This window comes from Mesorhizobium sp. B2-9-1 (assembly GCF_006439455.1).
Lineage (GTDB): Bacteria > Pseudomonadota > Alphaproteobacteria > Rhizobiales > Rhizobiaceae > Mesorhizobium.
The window spans coordinates 460,100-477,681 of record NZ_VFTP01000001.1; the positions used below are offsets into that span (position 1 = coordinate 460,100).

Here is a 17,582-nt window from a genome sequence, read left to right on the forward strand (position 1 = left end):
CGGCGCCATGACCGGAACACAGCGATCAAGCGAGGGGTTGGACGCGCGCCGCCGCAAGCTCCTGTTCCGCTCCTGGCATCGCGGCATGCGCGAGATGGACCTGATCCTCGGTTCCTTCGCCGACGCCGAGATCGGCGCCTTGACCGGCGATGAAATCGACCAATATGAGAGACTTCTCGAAATTCCCGACACTGAATTTTTCCCGATGGTCACCGGCGAGCGCCCGGTTTCGCCCGATATCGATTGCGCGGTGCTGCAAAAGATCCTGGCATCGCGCCGGACCACGACATTTTGAAAAACGCATATCCATGACCCTCATTCCTTCCATCGGCCTGCCCATGGGCCGCGCCGGCCAGTTCATCGTCGACGGCGTCGCCGACGGCTACGAAGCCTTCGCCCTGGTGCGGACGGCGCAGGAGATCGCGCCCGACAAGCCGGTGCTGTTCGTCGCGCGCGACGGCCAGCGGCTGCCGGCGATCATCGAAGCGCTCGCCTTTGCCGCGCCCGGCCTGCCGGTGCTGGAGCTGCCGGCCTGGGACTGCCTGCCTTACGACCGCGTCTCGCCCGGCGCCGATGCGGCGGCGCGGCGGCTCGACGCGCTTTCGGCCATGATCGCGCTGGCGAAGAAACCGCATCGCGCGGTGATCCTCACCACCGCCAATGCGTTGCTGCAGCGCATTCCGCCGGCCGAATTGATCGAAGCGCAGACGTTTCATGCCAGGCCCGGCAACCAGATCGATATGAACGCGCTGATCGCGCGGCTGGAGGTCTCCGGCTTCGAGCGCGTACCGACCGTGCGCGGCCTCGGCGAATTCGCGGTGCGCGGCGGCATTCTCGACCTCTTCGCCCCCGGCTGGAGCGAGGCGCTCAGGCTCGACTTCTTCGGAGACACGCTGGAATCGATCCGCGTCTTCGACGTCGCGACGCAGCGCACCACCGGGCAGCGCAAGTCCATGTCGCTGCAAGCGATGAGCGAGGTGGCGCTGATACCGGAAACGATCAGCCGCTTTCGCCGCTCCTATATCGAGGCCTTCGGCGCGCCGTCGCGCGACGACGCGCTCTACGCGGCGGTCAGCGAAGGCCGCCGCTTCGCCGGCATGGAGCACTGGCTGCCGTTCTTCTATGAGCGGCTGGCGACCGTGTTCGACTATCTGCCGGACGCACCTGTCGTGTTCGACCATCTGGCACATGAGGCGTTGGCCGAGCGCCACACGCTGATCCTCGACCACTACGAGGCGCGCCGCAAGCAGGCCGACAGCGCGCTCAAGGATGCCGTCCCTTACAAGCCGGTGGCGCCGGATCTGCTGTATCTCTCGCCCGAAAACCTCAAGGCGTCGCTCGGACCGCGCGAGGACATAGACTTCACCGTCTTCGACGCCCCTGATGTCGGCGGCAAAAAGGTCTTCCATGGCGGCTCGCGGCAAGGCCGCAGCTTTGCCGAGGAGCGCGCCGATCCCAACATCAACGTCTTCGACGTGGTCGTGAAGCATATTGCCGACGAGCGCGCCGCGCGCCGCCGCGTCGTCGTCGCCGGCTGGACTGAAGGCTCGCTCGACCGGCTCGGGCAAATTCTCGCGGAGCACCACCTCGGTAATCTGAAACCTGTCGCGACGCTGGCCGAGGTCGAAAAGCTCGAGTCGGGGCAGGCGGGCCTTGCCGTGCTGCCGCTCGAATCCGGCTTTGAGACCGACGATCTGGTCGTCGTCGCCGAGCAGGACATCCTCGGCGACAGGCTCATTCGGCGTTCCAAGCGCAAGAAGAAGGCCTCCGATTTCATAGCCGAAGCCTCGTCGCTGTCGGCAGGCGACATCGTCGTCCATGCCGACCATGGCATCGGCCGCTTCATCGGCTTGCGCACCATCGAAGCGCTCGGCGCGCCGCATGACTGTCTCGAAATCCACTATGCCGGCGACGATCGCCTGTTCCTGCCGGTGGAAAACATCGAGCTTCTGTCGCGCTATGGCTCGGATTCGGCCGAAGCGACGCTCGACAAGCTGGGCGGTGGCGCCTGGCAGGCGCGCAAGGCACGGCTGAAGCGGCGCCTGCTCGATATGGCCGGGCAATTGATCCGCATCGCCGCCGAGCGGCAGATGCGTGCAGCGCCCTCCATGATCCCGGCGGAAGGGCTTTATGGCGAGTTCGCCGCACGTTTCCCCTATGAGGAGACCGACGACCAGCAGACGGCGATCGATTCCGTCCTGGATGATCTCGGCGCCGGCAAACCGATGGACCGGCTGATCTGCGGCGACGTCGGCTTCGGCAAGACGGAAGTTGCGTTGCGCGCCGCCTTCATCGCGGCCATGGAAGGGTTCCAGGTCGCGGTCGTGGTGCCGACGACATTGTTGTCGCGGCAGCACTTCAAAACCTTCTCGCAGCGCTTTTCGGGCCTTCCGATCCGCATTGCGCAGGCGTCGCGCCTGGTTGGTTCAAAAGAATTGGCAGAGACCAAGAAGGGCATCGCCGAAGGCACGGTCGACATCGTCGTCGGCACGCACGCGCTGCTCGGCAGCTCGATCTCGTTCAAGCGCCTCGGCCTTCTGATCATCGACGAGGAGCAACATTTCGGCGTCAAGCACAAGGAGCGGCTGAAGGATCTCAAGTCCGACGTGCATGTGCTGACGCTGTCGGCGACGCCAATCCCGCGCACGCTGCAACTGGCGCTGACCGGCGTTCGCGAGCTCTCGCTGATCGCCACGCCGCCGGTCGACCGCATGGCGGTGCGCACTTTCATCTCACCGTTCGATCCGCTGGTCATCCGCGAGACGCTGCTGCGCGAGCGCTATCGCGGCGGCCATTCCTTCTATGTCGTGCCGCGTATCAGCGACCTGGCCGAAATCCATGATTTCCTGAGGGAATCCGTGCCGGAGCTGAAAGTGGCGGTGGCGCATGGCCAGATGCCGCCGGGCGAGCTCGACGACATCATGAACGCTTTCTACGACGGTCAGTACGACGTGCTCCTGTCGACGACCATCGTCGAATCCGGGCTCGATATCCCGACCGCAAACACGCTGATCATCCACCGCGCCGACATGTTCGGCCTGGCGCAGCTTTATCAGTTGCGCGGCCGCGTCGGCCGTTCGAAGGTGCGCGCCTATGCGCTGTTCACGCTGCCGGCGAACCGCAAGCTCACCGATACGGCCGAGCGCAGGCTGAAGGTGCTGCAGTCGCTCGACACGCTCGGCGCCGGGTTCCAGCTCGCCAGCCACGACCTCGACATCCGTGGCGCCGGCAATCTTCTGGGCGAAGAGCAGTCCGGCCATATCAAGGAGGTCGGCTTCGAGCTCTACCAGCAGATGCTGGAAGAGGCGGTGGCCGAGGTGAAGGATACCGGCGAGGCGCAGGACGGCGGCTGGTCGCCGCAGATCGCAGTCGGCACCGCGGTTATGATCCCGGAAAGCTATGTGCCCGACCTGCAGCTCCGCATGGCGCTCTACCGACGCCTGGGCGATCTCGAGACCACCGAGGAGATCGACGGCTTCGGCGCCGAGCTGATCGACCGCTTCGGGCCTTTGCCGGAAGAGGTGACGCACCTGTTGAAGATCGTCTTCATCAAGGCGCTCTGCCGCAGGGCCAATGTCGAGAAGCTCGATGCCGGGCCCAAGGGCGTCGTCATTCATTTCCGCAAGCGCGAGTTCCCCAATCCGGTCGGGCTGGTCAAGTTCATCGGCGAGCAGGGATCGCTGGCCAAGATCAGGGCCGACCATAGCGTCGTTTTCACCCGCGACTGGCCGAACGCGGAGAAGCGGCTCGCCGGATCGGCCGTGGTGATGACGCAACTGGCGCGGCTCGTCGACAAGGCCGCGTAGGCCTGGGATGATGAGGGGACCGCCAAACGCGACGACCAGTCGACTAATTCAATGTCAGGCGTTTTGGAGATCGACGAGTTCAATAGTTACCCGCTGCACGGCCAGTTCTGGCCTCTTGGGTCGAGAACCCGTCATTGAGATAATCCCGGCTCGCTCAAGAATCGCCAATGAGCGTGAAACGTTCGGTTGCGGCCGCGCTGCCAAATTGCACAATTCCGTGACGCTTTGCGGCCGATGCCGATGGATCAGCGCCACCAGCCGACAGTTCTCAGGTGTCAGCGCTCGCAAGATCTGTTCCGGCGTACGTGACGGGGTCATCTACTCAACGGCCGCCGGAGGCCCCGTCTCCCGAGCCGTCACCATTATCGTCCGTGTTTTCCTCGGTGAGGGCTCTCTCCAGGGAAACAATGGCTTCCACGAAAGCCGGGAATGCCTTTCTTGCTCGGTCGAGATTTTCTTGAGCCTTGTCCGTTTTCAGGTCAAAGCCGTACCGATGCCTAACCAGATGACGAAATCCTTTCAACTCACCGAAAGCCTCGTAAAGCGCAGGGTCGAGGACAGCAGGGCGGATGCCAGCAATTTGCACTGACATTTGATCGAGCACGTCCTGGTGCATCGAAGGCCCTTTGGGGACGAGATCGTCCACATCGTTGGCCAGACTGAGCAGAATATCTTCGATGCCATTGTAGATATTGTGGATTCCAAGCGAAACAGCTGCAACCGCTCCCCATTCGCCAAGTGCCATCTCGCTGCCGTGCTCTGACAAATACTCATCAATCTGCTGCAGCTCCTTTGCCGCGCGGTCGATTTTTGGCGACAGCTTTGCGAATGCCGGATGCTTAAACGCAGTCATTGAGCAATTCCTGAACCCGTTCGGGCGAAATATCTGACGCAAAAATGAGATCGTAAGGAATATCCATTCCCCGGAGATGGTCGGCGACCAGATGTTCGACCATAGCCCGCCGCGCGGGATCGGTTCTCCCGTGAACCAGCAAGTCGATATCCGAATGAACACGGAAACGACCTTTCGCGAGGGAACCGACAACGGAGATGTCGATCCCGCGGCCTTTTGCGCTCTGAAGAATGCGCGACACGCAAGCCTGCGCGGCCCTCCTGCGTTCATCGGCTCGTCGATGGATCAAAGTCTGGATCTTGTTCATCTTTCACCGTCGCTTTGACCAACAATGCCCTTTGGGCTCGACAACCACAACAGCAGCCCCACCTGCAACGGAACCGCTGCAGGACATATATATCATAAAATGATATTTATCATCCTGTGGGCGGCGATATTCACACTGCGGGCGTTGAGCTGGTCGCGATATTTCGGTCTGTTCAAGCGGGTCAGGACCACGCGTTTCGCCAGATATGACAGCCTGCTTTACAGCCCATCTTGTCTGTTGTTGAGGCTGGGCTTGTTCCTGCTCTCGCTGGCGGACGCGGCATAGCGAGCGGCGGACCATTCGCCACCGCTGAAAAACCCGGCTAGAATAGATAATCGGCTTCGTGTAAGGAGCCGCGACCTCGTATCGAGGCTGGAATGGCGGGCAAGCGCGCTCGCCGGTTTGTTTGACGCAATTCCGGACGGAAAGCCGTTTCACTTTCCTGGAGTTGCTCTGGAAGGGCGTTGGGTGCAGCGATGACGAAATGGTCGCCGAATTCGTGGAGAGCAAAGCCGATCAAGCAGGTCCCGGCCTACCCGGACCTTGGGGCTTTGCAAGCCACGGAAGCGCGGCTTGCGACCTATCCGCCGCTGGTCTTTGCCGGCGAGGCGCGCAAGCTGAAGAAGCAGCTGGCGGCCGTAGCCGCCGGCGAAGCCTTCCTGCTCCAGGGCGGTGACTGCGCCGAGAGCTTTGCCGAGCATGGCGCCGACAACATCCGCGACTTCTTCCGCGTCTTCCTGCAGATGTCGGTGGTGCTTACCTTCGCCGGCGCGCAGCCGGTGGTGAAGGTCGGCCGCGTCGCCGGCCAGTTCGCCAAGCCGCGCTCGTCCGACAACGAGACCAAGGCCGGCGTGACCCTGCCGAGCTACCGCGGCGACATCATCAACGGCATCGAATTTGACGCCTCCTCGCGCATTCCGGATCCGGCGCGCCAGGAGATGGCGTATCGCCAGTCCGCTGCGACGCTCAACCTTCTGCGCGCCTTCGCGCAGGGTGGCTATGCCAGCCTTGAGAACGTGCATCGCTGGATGCTGGGCTTCGTCGCCGACAGCCCGCAGGGAGAAAAATACGAATCGCTCGCCAACCGCATCACCGAGACGATGGATTTCATGCGCGCGGTGGGCATCACGTCCGAAACCAATTTCGCGCTGCGCGAGACCGATTTCTATACGAGCCACGAGGCGCTGCTGCTCGGCTATGAGGAAGCGCTGACGCGCGTTGATTCGACTTCCGGCGACTGGTACGCGACCTCCGGCCACATGATCTGGATTGGCGATCGCACCCGCCAGCCCGATCACGCGCATATCGAATATTGCCGCGGCATCAAGAATCCGCTCGGCCTGAAATGCGGGCCGTCGCTGACGCCGGACGGCCTGATGGAATTGATCGACCTGCTCAATCCCGAAAACGAGCCGGGCCGTCTGACGCTGATCGCGCGCTTCGGCTCCGACAAGGTCGCCGAGCATCTGCCGAAGCTGGTGCGGGCAGTTAAGAAGGAAGGCCGCAACGTTGTCTGGTCGTCGGATCCGATGCATGGCAACACGATCGAGGCGGCCGGCTACAAGACGCGGCCGTTCGACCGCATCCTCAAGGAAGTGCAGACCTTTTTCGAAGTTCATCGCGCGGAAGGCACGCATCCGGGCGGCATCCATGTGGAAATGACCGGCAAGAACGTCACCGAATGCACGGGCGGCGCCCGCGCCATCACGGCGGAAGACTTGCAGGACCGCTATCACACCCATTGCGACCCGCGCCTCAATGCCGACCAGGCGATCGAGCTCGCCTTCCTGGTCTCGGACCTGCTCAAGAAGAGCCATCCGGTCCAGCACAAGCAGGCCGCCAACGCCTGAACAGAGGCTTGACTCCTAACGTCGGGAGGCGCTGGCGGCGACGCTGGCGCCTTTTGACGTCGGCTGATGAACTTCAAGTCGGATCGCGGGTCATTCCGGATCGGGCGGTCCGGGCGGATCGCCCGGGAAACTGGTTCTGCCGGGCGGAATGATGGCAAAGCTGATCTCCAGCGGCGGTGCCTTAAGCGACCAGTCGAATGGCACGGTCTTGACCGGCAGGCCGGCGATCCAGGCCTGCTGTTGCGGGGAGAGCCTCCAACCGGTCGGCCACACCAGCAGCATGCCCTGATCCCGCAGGCGCTGGTCCGTGATCCAGGGGGCAAGCCGCCTGTCGAGTGTCGTGAAAATCGACGGCTGGTCCGCCGCTTCCAGCCCGGCAAGCTGAGCCACGCCGTCCTCCCCGCCGACGATGCCCAGTGGTCCTGGTACCGTCTCATGCCAGATTGCTTCGGCCGTCTGCGAGATCGATCGTGCCGGCCAGCACATCGGCTGCAGGCGACCGAGGACGTTGCAACTGGTCCAGCGTGTAATCGCATAGGCGCTCGATACGCCGACCACGCAGAGCAGTGCCAGCAGCGTCAGCCGGCGCAACTCGGCCGCCCCCACGCGCTGGCCCAAGAGCGCAACCGCGAGGGTGCCGACCAAATTGTACATCGTCGCGCCCCAGGACTCGCCGGTGCCGGTAAACAGCGAGGCGGCCATGATCAGGAGCGCCGGCCCCAGGCCCATCCATGCCAGGTAGACAATCGCGCGCCGCTCGGGGGCAGGGCGGGCCGGTAAGGGATCTCGTGCCGGGTCGGCCCGCCGTCGCAGCAGGCCTGAAATAGCAAGAACGGCGGGAAGAGCGGCAAGCCCTGCAAGCTGAACGCCGATATAGTAAAGCCGTGCGCGGTTGGCGAGCACCCAGGCGTTGCGATGCTCGGCATAGGTCAGCGGCAGGAAATCGAGGCGGAAAAGCGCAATTGCCAGCGGCGCCGCGAGGCCCAGAAAAACCGCAAGACCGAGCCATGGCCATGGCGTGGCAAGCCGGCTTCGAGCGCGGGCGTCGTACAAAATCCAGATACCACCGAAGACCAGTAGCAGAGCTGTCGAGAACTTGGCGTAGACCCCGATGCCGGAGACGAGGCCGAGGGCGAGCCACCAGCCTGGACGGCCGTCGCGCGCCGAGCGCCACAGCAACCATGAGATTGCGGCCCAGAACGGCATCTGCGCATAGTCATGGTTGAATTGCGGGGTCGGCCAGCCGAAGAAATAGATCGACGGCATCAAGAGCACGGCGGCGATCGCCCGGGTCGGGCCCATGATGTCGCGCGCTAGAAAGTAGACCAGGACGAAAGTCGTCGAGATCATCAACTGCGACAGCATGTATTGCGGCCAGCGGAATGAGCCGGTGATCAGGTGGCTGATCTCGAGCAGCCAGCAGGGGAGTTGCGGGTGCTTGTAGGTCAGCAGCACCCATTCGCGGCCCCACATGAAGCCCTCGACGACGTCGCGCGGCGGCCCAACGTTGACGAGCGCGGGCATGACCGTCCAGCAGGCGACCTGGATCGTGCACAAAAGCGCCAGCAACCGCCATGGATGCCGGACCAGACCGTTCCAGATGGAAGACAGATCGTCTTCCGCCGCAGCCGCGGCGGGCCAGACATGCACGGTTTCACTGGTTCTCGACATACGGGCCTAAAATCATACCGATGGATTGCTGAACAGTCCGATAGCAAAAGCTTACGAAAAAGTATTCTTCCGCAACATTGTAAAACCAAGATTGCGATGGAACCCGTCGCCGGCGCTTCGGTCAGGACCGGCCGGCTGATCGTTGCCGGAGCCCGTCCGTGGCACCGCGGTTTTAGCAATACAGGTTCCTCCATGCGCCATCAGCATGCCGTCATCCATCACCGTGGGCTCGATTTCTGGTCGGCGCGCGCCGCGGTTCTCGTCGTCATCTGCCTGCAGCTTCTGGTCATCAACAACCTGTCCTTCGGTCCGCGCTGGCTGGCCCCTACGGTGGAGGCGGCACTGCTCGTGCCCCTGTCGATTGCGACGGCCTGGACGCAAATGGCGACGCGCAACGCCGTCGACCATGAACATTGGTACGCGATCGGCCAACTTCGCCTTTACATCCGCCGCGCGGCACTGGTGATGACGGGGGTCATCAGCATCATGAATTGCGGATCGCTGGTCTTCCTGGTGCGGGCATTGCTGGAAGGGCATGCCGGGGCCGGCACGACGCTGCTCGTCGACGCGCTCAACATCTGGGTCACCAACGTGATTGTCTTTGCGCTGTGGTTCTGGAGCACCGATCGGGGCGGTCCGCCGACCTGCGGGCTGGTCAAGCGGGCGCAGGCGGACTTCCTGTTTCCGCAAATGACGCTGCCCGATCGCGAGATACAGGGCTGGCTGCCGGGTTTCGTCGACTATGTCTTCCTCGCCTTCACCAATGCCACGGCGTTCTCGCCGACCGACACCTTGCCGCTCACGCAGCGCGCGAAGCTCCTGATGATGGCCGAAGCAATGATCTCGCTCCTGACGATCGCGCTAGTGGCGGCGCGGGCCGTCAACATCCTGGCCTAAACTGTATCGACCTTCAGGTGGGGCCGCCTGCGAATGACGGTTTTCTGCCCGGCCTGACCTGAATCTCAACGCAGCTCATCGCCGATATCAGGTGGCCCGCTCCCAGCGCATGCCGGCCAATCGCGGATCGGCAAAGGCAGTGCGTGAGAATTCCAGCCGCTTGTCCGGGAATTCGCAGATCGCCTGAAGGCCGAAAGAGCCGATCCGGATGCGCCAGGTCTGCGGCTCCAGCGGTTTTGCCTTGGCAAAGCCCTTGCACGTCAACAGCGCGATATTGACGCCCTTGGGATCGCGCACCGAGCGATAGCGGATCGCCTGCAGCTCGGCCTCACGCGCGACATCGGCGATCGCCTGGCAGGCGGTGTAGTCGGTGGCGTGCGTCCAGGCTTTCTCGTCGCGATCGAGCGGCGGCCGTGTCAGATCGATTGCGCGGTCGCATTTTATCGCGGCGGCGAAGGCGGTGTATTCCGCCGCGTCGCTCGGCCATTGCGTCGCCGGCGATTCCGCAAAAAACAGCAAGCGGTAGAAGGCCATCTCCGCCACCGCAGTCAGCACCGTCTCGGCGGCGTAATAGACGCCTTTGGTCTTGCCGGCGCGGCGGAAGCGGGAGCCGTATGGATAGACGGAGCCATAGCGAAAAGGCGTCGCCAACAGGTAGTGGAGATGGCGGCACTCAAGCGGGATCCGCGGCTTGGTGTCCTCGATGAGGTCCTCAAGCACCGCCTGCTCATCGAGCGTGTCGATGAGCTTAAGGGTCGAGACGCGGTGCTGCGCCTCGACCATCCGCCAATACTTGCCTTCGAGCCGGACGGCCTCAGACGAGAGCGCGCCGGGAGTCCAGGTAGGCAATGACATCGACAAGTCCGGCAATCGTCAGGATTTTTTCGAGCGGCGTGCCGTCGAGCGTGGTGTTGGGATTCTTCAGCCACGCCCGGGCGACGGTCTCGTCGCCGCCGACGATGGCGTCGAGCGAGCGGAACAGGCGCACGAACAGCACGGCCAACTCGAACGGCTTGGTGCCGCGTTCAAGCAGGAATTCCTGCCGGCGCATGCGCGAGACCGTTGCTTCCGACACGCCGATGACCAAAGCAAGCGTCCTGGCGGTGATGTCGAGCAGGTCGGCCGCACGCAGCGTGGCCTTGGTGATGACGGCATTTTCGGCCGCCGTCGCGGCCGCGACTGGACGTTGCATAAGCGCACCCTTTCATTTCTGTGGAAAATATAGTCCACAAAAATTCGTCTGGAAAGGGGTGTGTCAGTCTTTCTTGTAAAGCAGCCAGCCTTTGCCGGCCCGGCTGACCATGGCCGAATGCTTTGTCACACGGTTGCGGCCGCCGACCTTAGAGCGGTAAAGCGCCTGGTCGGCCTTGGTATAGAGATCCTCGGGGTTTTCCGCCTCCGAGGCCATGCAGATGCCCAGCGACACGGTAACGGTGCCGTAGTTCATACCGGTCTGGCTGCCGGTGAACGGGGTCTGCTCGACGAGCGCGCGGATGCGCTCGGCGATTTCGTATGTGGCTTCCTCGCTGGCGCCTTCGACGATAAGCGCGAACTCCTCGCCGCCGGTGCGCGCGACAAATATGTCGGCACGCACGCTGGACTGGAAGATCTCGGCGATGATCTGCAGGATCCTATCGCCGACCGGGTGGCCATAGCGATCGTTTATGTCCTTGAAATGATCGATATCGGCAAGGATCAAGGCGTTGAACAGGATGCCGCGGTTGCTGTTGTAGATCCGGGTGATCTCCTTGTCGAAGGCGCGGCGGTTCCACAGCTGCGTAAGCGGGTCGGTGTCGGCGAGCCGCTTGTATTCCTCGAGCTTCGACTTGACGCTTTCAAGCTCGGCTGTCTTCTCGCTGAGCGTGCTGGCAATCTGACGGCCGTGGTCGATCGTCGAGCTGGTGGCGGCCGACATCGCGCCTGCGATCTTCTGCAGGAGTTCTTGCGAAAGCAGGCTGCGATTGCTCAGGCCGCTCGATGTCTCGTCGAGGATGCGGCCATACTTCTCGATATGCGAGCGCTCGCTGCGCAACAGCGCGGCGATGTCCTCGAGCTCCTTGGCCACCACCTCACGGGCGTGCTCGACAATGGCGGGGCCGTGGTGCTGCGGGAAGAAGTTCCGTCCGATGCGGTCGAGATCTTCCTGGGTCGGACGGTTGCTCAACGAGACGACGGCAAGGCTGAGCTCGCGATTGCTGCTGCTGAGCGCCTCGTAGAAGATTTCATAGTTACGCGGTAGGCCAAGCACGCCGAGCTGTCGCATCGTCGCAACGACGGTGCTGGCGATGTCGGTGTTCCTATCGGTCGGAATGGCTGCCGGCTTCATGTTCTGTTCACTGCCCCTTCAGTGCGACCGGAGACATGCCACCGCCGGGAGTCGCTCACGCGGGGATTTGAATCAGAATTGTGGTGCGACGGCGCGTCCCCAACACGACCATCGCTTGTGGGAACCATAGATGCAGTTTCGCTAAAGTTTCCTTAATAGCCTGGATTTCCTCATTGTCCCTGCTACCACAGGGTGCAAAGCGGTGCAGGCGCAGGTTTTGAAGCACGTCCTTGCGATGTCGCTTTTGCCGATGCCAGACGTCGATGAAACTGGAATCCTGTGCGCTGATTGGATTGAGGCGGAAGCAACAGGAGGGTGAAATGGACGACAACCATAGCGGATCGTGCCTGTGTGGGGCGGTGCGTTTCAGAACGAAGGGCCCACTACGCGGCGTGATTTATTGCCATTGTTCACAATGCCGCAAGCAGAGCGGCCATTTCTACGCCGCAACCAACGTTGCGGACGCCGACATCGTTATCGAAGGCATGGAAAATCTCACCTGGTATGAGGCATCCGACTTCGCCAAGCGTGGCTTCTGCAAGACATGCGGCTCGGTGCTGTTCTGGAAGCCGAAAGGCGATGCCTATGTTTCGGTTATGGCGGGTTCATTCGAGGAACCGAGCGGGCTCCAGGGCGAATGCCACATCTTCGTCGGCGACAAGGGCGATTACTATTCGATCGAGGACGAGTTGCCGCAGTTCGAGAAATCGGCGCCCTCGATAAAGGTCGCGGGCGGATGAATTTTGCGGCGGCTGCCTTATTCCCTTGATCCCACCATTGCGATATCCCCTGCCGGTGACTCGCAACGGGGCAGAGGCATGCAGCGGCTGATCGATGCTTTTATCAATTCAGTGCGGGCTTTCCGCAAGTTGGCCGCCCACGAAAAGGCGTTCCAGCAGGAATTGCTGTTGCTGGCGCTCGCCTTGCCGGCCGGCTGGTTCATCTCGGTTTCATGGCGCGGCTATGCCCTGCTGATCGGCGCTGTGCTGCTCCTGATCATGGTCGAAGTGCTCAACACCGGCATCGAAGCGGCCTGCGACGCGATCTCGCGCGAATTCCACATCGACATCCAACTTGCCAAGGACTGCGGTTCGCTGGCCGTGCTGATTTCGATCGTGATCGCCGGCGGCGTATGGGGCGTCGCCCTCATCGAACGCCTTGTCGGCGCGCCGATTTGATCCTCGCGGATTGATCAAGATCCTGCCTGGTCTTCCTTGGCGCGTTCGCGCTTCGCGAAGTGATGGCCTACCAACCAAGCGACCACGGCGATAACGATGCCGACGCCGAGGGCGATGAGCAGGCGCTCATGGCGAGCAAACGCCTGGCCCACGATTTCCTCCGCGCCCAGGCCGAAGACATAGCCGATGCCGCTGAACAGGGCCGACCAGACCGCGGACGAGATGGCGTTCAAGATGACGAAACGCGGCATGGACACGGTCGACAGGCCGGCGGCGACGCCGCCGACCAGGCGCATGCCGTAGATATAGCGGTTGGTCAGCACGAAAATGTTGGGATGGGTGTTGAGCAGGCGATAGGCGCGGCTGAAGCCCGGACGCCTGCGCAACAGTCTCACATAGCGATGTTCGGCGAAGCTGCGCCCCATGGTGAAGAAGAAGGTGTCGCCGGCGAAGGCGCCGAGGAAGGCGGCAAAGAAAGTCTGCCACAGCACGAAAACATGCTGATGAGCGAAGAAGCCGCCCAGGATCGCCGCGCTTTCGCCTTCGGCCACGCAACCCAGGAAGACCGCGATCAGCCCATATTGCTCGATGAGGCGGTGGATGGTGTCGCTCATTCCGTTGCGGGCCGCGCGGACAGTTTTTCGTCGATGCGCCTGATCTGCTCGGCCATGCGCTGGATTTCGTCACGCATGCCGATGATCTCGCTATGGCGAAGCTCGTCGAGCTTTTCATGCAGGGCCATGATCTCGATCTCGGCCTTCAGATTGACCTCATAGTCATGGGCGGCGTCGATGCGGTCGCGCTCGGTCTGGCGGTTCTGCGACATCATGATCACCGGCGCCTGGATCGCCGCCAGCATCGACAGAACAAGGTTTAGGAAGATGAAAGGGTAGGGGTCGAAGGCGTCGCGGGTGAGCAGCCAGGCGTTGCCGGCAGTCCAGACAACAAGAAAGGCCAGGAAGCTCAGGATGAAAGACCAGGAGCCGCCGATCCTGGCAATGGTGTCGGCAACACGGTCTCCATAGGTCTCGTGGAAGGCGACGGCCTTGTTGGTGTCGCGCGCGATGGTGGTGCGCTCGAGCGTCGACTGGAGCACGCGGCTCTCGAGCGGACCGAAACCGTCCGGCTTTCGCTTGAGCAAACGGTTGGCCATGTCTTCGACGATCTTGTTCATTTGTCCCCTCCTTCGGCCGGGCGTCGATAGAGGTAGAGGCTGCCGGGCCGGACGTGAAGTGATAGATTGCGGCGAACAAGCGAGGACAATGATGCTCGATTTCCAGAAAATCCACGCGCGGGCGGCAAAGCGCAAGGGCGGGGAGGCCGTGCTGGCACCACTGCTTGGTCCCGCGCCCGACAACAAGGCGGTGGCAAAGATCCCCGACGACCGCATCCTCTCCACCATGGCCGAACGCATTTTCGCCGCCGGCTTCGTGTGGCGGGTGATCGAGCAGAAATGGCCGGGTTTCGAGGAAGCGTTCCTAGGCTTCGAGCCGAAGCGGCTTCTGTTCCAGCCGGACGACTTCTGGCACGAGCTTGCATCCGACAGCCGCATCGTGCGCAATCCGCAGAAGATCAAGTCGGTGCGCGACAATGCCGCCTTCGTCGATCGCGTCTCGAAGGAACATGGCAGCTTCGGCAAATTCATCGCCTCCTGGCCCGCGGACGATCAGGTCGGCCTGACCGCTTATCTCGCCAAGCATGGCAGCCGGCTCGGCGGCAACACCGGCCAGTATCTCCTGCGCTGGCTCGAATGGGACACGTTTGTCGTCTCCACTGACATGGCGGCGGCATTGCGCGATGCCGGCCTCGATATCGCCGAAAACCCGACCTCGAAGCGGGACCTCGACAAGATCCAGGCGCAGATCAACCAATGGTCGGCCGAGACCGGCCTGCCGCGCCGCCACATCTCGCGCATCCTGGCGATGTCGATCGGCGAGAACCGCTCGGCAGAGGCATTGCGCGAGTATATGGGCGACTAGTTCCCACCGATACAGGGATTTTGAAAGGCTGCCATATGTCTTGGTGCAAGATTTTCCGTTCATTTGCGTGAAATCAGCGCAAACGCCGGAGATTGGTTGAAGCCACCCCAACCTCGTCATTCTATGGCGGAGCAAGGAGCGAAGCGACGCGGCGCAGACCATAGAATACCGTGACTTGGAAGCGCCGCCACGGTGCAGAATTCTGCTCCGATGCACGCCTTGGCGAAGGTAACGGCATGGATTCCAGGGTCTTCGCGACGGAGCTTCGCTCCTGCTCCGCCCTGGAATGACGATCGCGATGGGCGTTTCGGCCAATCTCCAACGCATGCCACCTGCCAACGCAAACAGAGCCGACCGGTCAAAATCCCTGTGCAGTGCCGTCAGGCGAGCCGGATACGATCGACATCGGTCGATCGATCAGGGACATAATCGGCTCCGCCGATTAATCAGGATACGATCTTCGATCGATGAGGACATAATCGGCTCCGCCGATTAGTCTGGATACGATCTTCGATCGATCCTAAGTGGCACAACCAAACGTCATTGCGGGGCGATTTCAGTCACGCTAAATCCGTTCCATGACCAAGACCGCTCCCGATATCCTGCGCATCGCCGTCGCCCAGCTCAACCCGACCGTCGGCGACGTCGCCGGCAATCTGGCAAAAGCGCGCGAGGCGAGGGCGGACGCGGCGCGCCAGGGCGCCGATCTGGTGCTCTACACCGAGCTCTTCCTCGCCGGCTATCCGCCGGAAGACCTGGTGCTGAAGCCTTCCTTCCTGAAGGCTTGCGAGAAGGCGGCGCAGGACCTCGCCGAGGACACCGCCGATGGCGGGCCGGGCGTCATCGTCGGCACGCCGCTGAAGCGCCGGACCGGCACGCATAACTCGATCGTCTTCGCCGACGGCGGCAAGATCATCGCCGAGCGCTACAAGCTCGACCTGCCGAATTATGGCGAGTTCGACGAGAAGCGCGTCTTCCAGGCCGGACCGGAGCTGCAGGGTCCGGTCAACTTCCGCGGCGTGCGCATCGGCATTCCGATTTGCGAGGACATCTGGGGCGACATCGCCGTGTGCGAGACGCTGGCCGAAAGCGGCGCCGAGATCCTGCTGGTGCCGAACGGCTCTCCCTACTATCGCGCCAAGATCGACGTTCGCCACCAGGTCGTCATCCGCCAGGTCATCGAGACCGGCCTGCCGATGATCTATGCCAATCAGCTCGGCGGCCAGGACGAGCTGATCTTCGACGGCGCTTCGTTCGCCATCGGGGCCGACAAGACGCTGGCCTTCCAGATGAGCCAGTTCGAGGAGGCGGTCGCCGTCACCACCTGGAAACGGAAAGGCGATCATTGGGTCTGCTCGGAAGGCCCGATGTCGAAGATCCCCGAGCGTGAAGAGGCCGACTACCGTGCCTGCATGCTGGGTCTGCGCGACTACGTCAACAAGAACGGTTTCAAGAACGTCGTGCTCGGCCTCTCCGGCGGCATCGACTCGGCGATCTGCGCGGCTTTGGCCGTCGATGCGCTGGGCGAAGAGCGGCTGCGCACCGTCATGATGCCTTACCGCTACACGTCGAAGGATTCGCTGAAGGACGCCGAGGACTGCGCGCGCGCGCTTGGCTGCCGCTATGACATCGTGCCGATCTCCGAGCCGGTCGAAGGCTTCAGGCACGCGCTGACGCAGCTCTTCGAAGGCACCCAGGAAGGCATCACCGAGGAAAACCTGCAGAGCCGCGCCCGCGGCACGATCCTGATGGCGATCTCCAACAAGTTCGGCTCGATGGTGGTCACCACCGGCAACAAGAGCGAGATGTCGGTCGGCTACGCCACGCTCTACGGCGACATGAATGGCGGCTTCAACCCGATCAAGGATCTCTACAAGATGCAGGTCTACGCGCTGTCGCGCTGGCGCAACAACCATGTGCCGCCGGGTGCGCTCGGACCGTCGGGCGAAGTGATCCCCAACAACATCATCGACAAGGCGCCGTCGGCGGAGCTGCGCGAGAACCAGACCGACCAGGATTCGCTGCCGCCCTATCCGGTGCTGGACGACATTCTGGAATGCCTGGTGGAGAACGAGATGGGCGTCGACGAAATCGTCGCGCGCGGCCACGACCGGGCGACGGTGACGCGCGTCGAGCACCTGCTCTACATCGCCGAATACAAGCGCCGCCAGGCGGCGCCCGGCGTCAAGATCACACGGAAGAATTTCGGCCGCGACCGCCGTTATCCGATCACCAACCGGTTCCGGGACCGCGGCTAGTCCGCGAGATTGCGCGCGCATGCAGGATGTTGAAATCAGTTTCGACCTGTCGCGGATCGATTTCCGGGCAACCTCCGACCAGCTCATGCAAAGCTATTGGGGCGCATCCAGAACCGACGAGGCCCACCGTCGCGCCTTCGACAACTCGCTTTGCGTCGGCGCCTATCTTGACGGCAGGCAAGTCGGCTTTGCCCGCGCGATCACCGACTACACGGTCTTTGCCTATGTTGCCGACGTCATCATCTGGCCGGAACATCGCGGACGGGGGATCGGCAAGCGGCTCGTCCAGGCGCTGATCGATCACCCGGAGGTCGGGATGGTGACGCATTGGAGCCTTTCGACCAACGACGCCCAGAGCCTCTACGAGAAGTTTGGCTTCAAGGCGTCGACCGACGGGCGCTACATGCGGTTGGATCGCAAGCCGACAGCCTGACTGTCTAATGGCTGCACAACCCGC

The 17,582-nt window shown here is 62.5% G+C and carries 18 protein-coding genes; 10 read left to right on the top strand and 8 right to left on the bottom strand.

Annotated elements, in window-relative coordinates:
* The first annotated feature begins 7 nt into the window (after positions 1–7).
* A complete protein-coding gene (locus FJW05_RS02230) occupies positions 8–295 on the top strand; it encodes a succinate dehydrogenase assembly factor 2 (protein WP_140627434.1) in 288 nt (95 codons plus the stop codon).
* A 13-nt stretch (positions 296–308) separates the two neighbouring features.
* The gene (gene mfd / locus FJW05_RS02235; RefSeq protein WP_140627436.1) at positions 309–3,806 is read left to right on the top strand and encodes a transcription-repair coupling factor; all 3,498 of its coding nucleotides are present in this window, start codon (positions 309–311) and stop codon (positions 3,804–3,806) included.
* A 322-nt stretch (positions 3,807–4,128) separates the two neighbouring features.
* On the opposite strand, the gene FJW05_RS02245 is transcribed toward mfd, so the two are convergent.
* On the bottom strand, positions 4,129–4,659 hold the full coding sequence (locus FJW05_RS02245; protein ID WP_246673175.1) for a hypothetical protein: 531 nt from the start codon (positions 4,657–4,659) through the stop codon (positions 4,129–4,131).
* Positions 4,646–4,966, bottom strand: a complete 321-nt coding sequence (locus FJW05_RS02250; protein ID WP_140627440.1) for a nucleotidyltransferase domain-containing protein — start codon at positions 4,964–4,966, stop codon at positions 4,646–4,648. The genes FJW05_RS02245 and FJW05_RS02250 overlap by 14 nt, the downstream gene beginning before the upstream one ends.
* A gap of 99 nt (positions 4,967–5,065) precedes the next feature.
* Between FJW05_RS02250 and FJW05_RS02255 the strand changes: the two genes are divergently transcribed.
* On the top strand, positions 5,066–5,251 hold the full coding sequence (locus FJW05_RS02255) for a DUF3995 domain-containing protein (RefSeq protein WP_181164826.1): 186 nt from the start codon (positions 5,066–5,068) through the stop codon (positions 5,249–5,251).
* A 191-nt stretch (positions 5,252–5,442) separates the two neighbouring features.
* On the top strand, positions 5,443–6,816 hold the full coding sequence (locus tag FJW05_RS02260; RefSeq protein WP_140542234.1) for a 3-deoxy-7-phosphoheptulonate synthase class II: 1,374 nt from the start codon (positions 5,443–5,445) through the stop codon (positions 6,814–6,816).
* 90 nt (positions 6,817–6,906) lie between these two features.
* Here the strand turns inward: FJW05_RS02260 and FJW05_RS02265 are convergent, their stop codons facing one another.
* Positions 6,907–8,340 (bottom strand): glycosyltransferase family 39 protein, encoded by a 1,434-nt coding sequence (locus FJW05_RS02265; RefSeq protein ID WP_246673177.1) that lies wholly within the window; start codon positions 8,338–8,340, stop codon positions 6,907–6,909.
* A 339-nt stretch (positions 8,341–8,679) separates the two neighbouring features.
* Between FJW05_RS02265 and FJW05_RS02270 the strand changes: the two genes are divergently transcribed.
* A complete protein-coding gene (locus FJW05_RS02270) occupies positions 8,680–9,384 on the top strand; it encodes a hypothetical protein (protein WP_140542236.1) in 705 nt (234 codons plus the stop codon).
* A gap of 87 nt (positions 9,385–9,471) precedes the next feature.
* On the opposite strand, the gene FJW05_RS02275 is transcribed toward FJW05_RS02270, so the two are convergent.
* The 3 genes from FJW05_RS02275 to FJW05_RS02285 all read right to left on the bottom strand — a co-directional run bounded on the left by FJW05_RS02275 (position 9,472) and on the right by FJW05_RS02285 (position 11,710).
* Positions 9,472–10,239: an RES family NAD+ phosphorylase gene (locus tag FJW05_RS02275; RefSeq protein ID WP_140627446.1), complete on the bottom strand. Its 768-nt coding sequence runs from the start codon at positions 10,237–10,239 to the stop codon at positions 9,472–9,474.
* Positions 10,199–10,576, bottom strand: a complete 378-nt coding sequence (locus FJW05_RS02280; protein ID WP_027166494.1) for an antitoxin Xre/MbcA/ParS toxin-binding domain-containing protein — start codon at positions 10,574–10,576, stop codon at positions 10,199–10,201. The genes FJW05_RS02275 and FJW05_RS02280 overlap by 41 nt, the downstream gene beginning before the upstream one ends.
* Before the next feature lie 63 nt (positions 10,577–10,639).
* Positions 10,640–11,710, bottom strand: a complete 1,071-nt coding sequence (locus tag FJW05_RS02285; protein WP_140627448.1) for a diguanylate cyclase — start codon at positions 11,708–11,710, stop codon at positions 10,640–10,642.
* Positions 11,711–12,030: 320 nt separating this feature from the next.
* Between FJW05_RS02285 and FJW05_RS02290 the strand changes: the two genes are divergently transcribed.
* Positions 12,031–12,450, top strand: a complete 420-nt coding sequence (locus FJW05_RS02290) for a GFA family protein (protein WP_140628183.1) — start codon at positions 12,031–12,033, stop codon at positions 12,448–12,450.
* 78 nt (positions 12,451–12,528) lie between these two features.
* Positions 12,529–12,888, top strand: a complete 360-nt coding sequence (locus tag FJW05_RS02295) for a diacylglycerol kinase (protein ID WP_140627450.1) — start codon at positions 12,529–12,531, stop codon at positions 12,886–12,888.
* Positions 12,889–12,902: 14 nt separating this feature from the next.
* Here FJW05_RS02295 and FJW05_RS02300 read toward each other — a convergent pair whose 3' ends face one another.
* Both FJW05_RS02300 and FJW05_RS02305 read right to left on the bottom strand, forming a co-directional pair.
* Complete coding sequence (locus FJW05_RS02300) at positions 12,903–13,502, bottom strand: DedA family protein (protein ID WP_140627452.1); 600 nt, start codon at positions 13,500–13,502, stop codon at positions 12,903–12,905.
* Positions 13,499–14,062, bottom strand: a complete 564-nt coding sequence (locus FJW05_RS02305) for a DUF1003 domain-containing protein (protein WP_140627454.1) — start codon at positions 14,060–14,062, stop codon at positions 13,499–13,501. Before FJW05_RS02305 ends, FJW05_RS02300 begins: the two co-directional genes overlap by 4 nt.
* A gap of 91 nt (positions 14,063–14,153) precedes the next feature.
* On the opposite strand from FJW05_RS02305, the gene FJW05_RS02310 reads away from it, so the two are divergent.
* From FJW05_RS02310 to FJW05_RS02320, 3 genes are all read left to right on the top strand, one after another.
* Entirely contained in the window at positions 14,154–14,867 is a 714-nt protein-coding gene (locus FJW05_RS02310) for a DNA-3-methyladenine glycosylase I (protein ID WP_140628186.1), read from the top strand.
* A 578-nt stretch (positions 14,868–15,445) separates the two neighbouring features.
* On the top strand, positions 15,446–17,125 hold the full coding sequence (locus FJW05_RS02315) for an NAD+ synthase (protein WP_140627456.1): 1,680 nt from the start codon (positions 15,446–15,448) through the stop codon (positions 17,123–17,125).
* Between the two features lie 19 nt (positions 17,126–17,144).
* On the top strand, positions 17,145–17,558 hold the full coding sequence (locus FJW05_RS02320; RefSeq protein WP_140627457.1) for a GNAT family N-acetyltransferase: 414 nt from the start codon (positions 17,145–17,147) through the stop codon (positions 17,556–17,558).
* Positions 17,559–17,582: the final 24 nt, after the last annotated feature.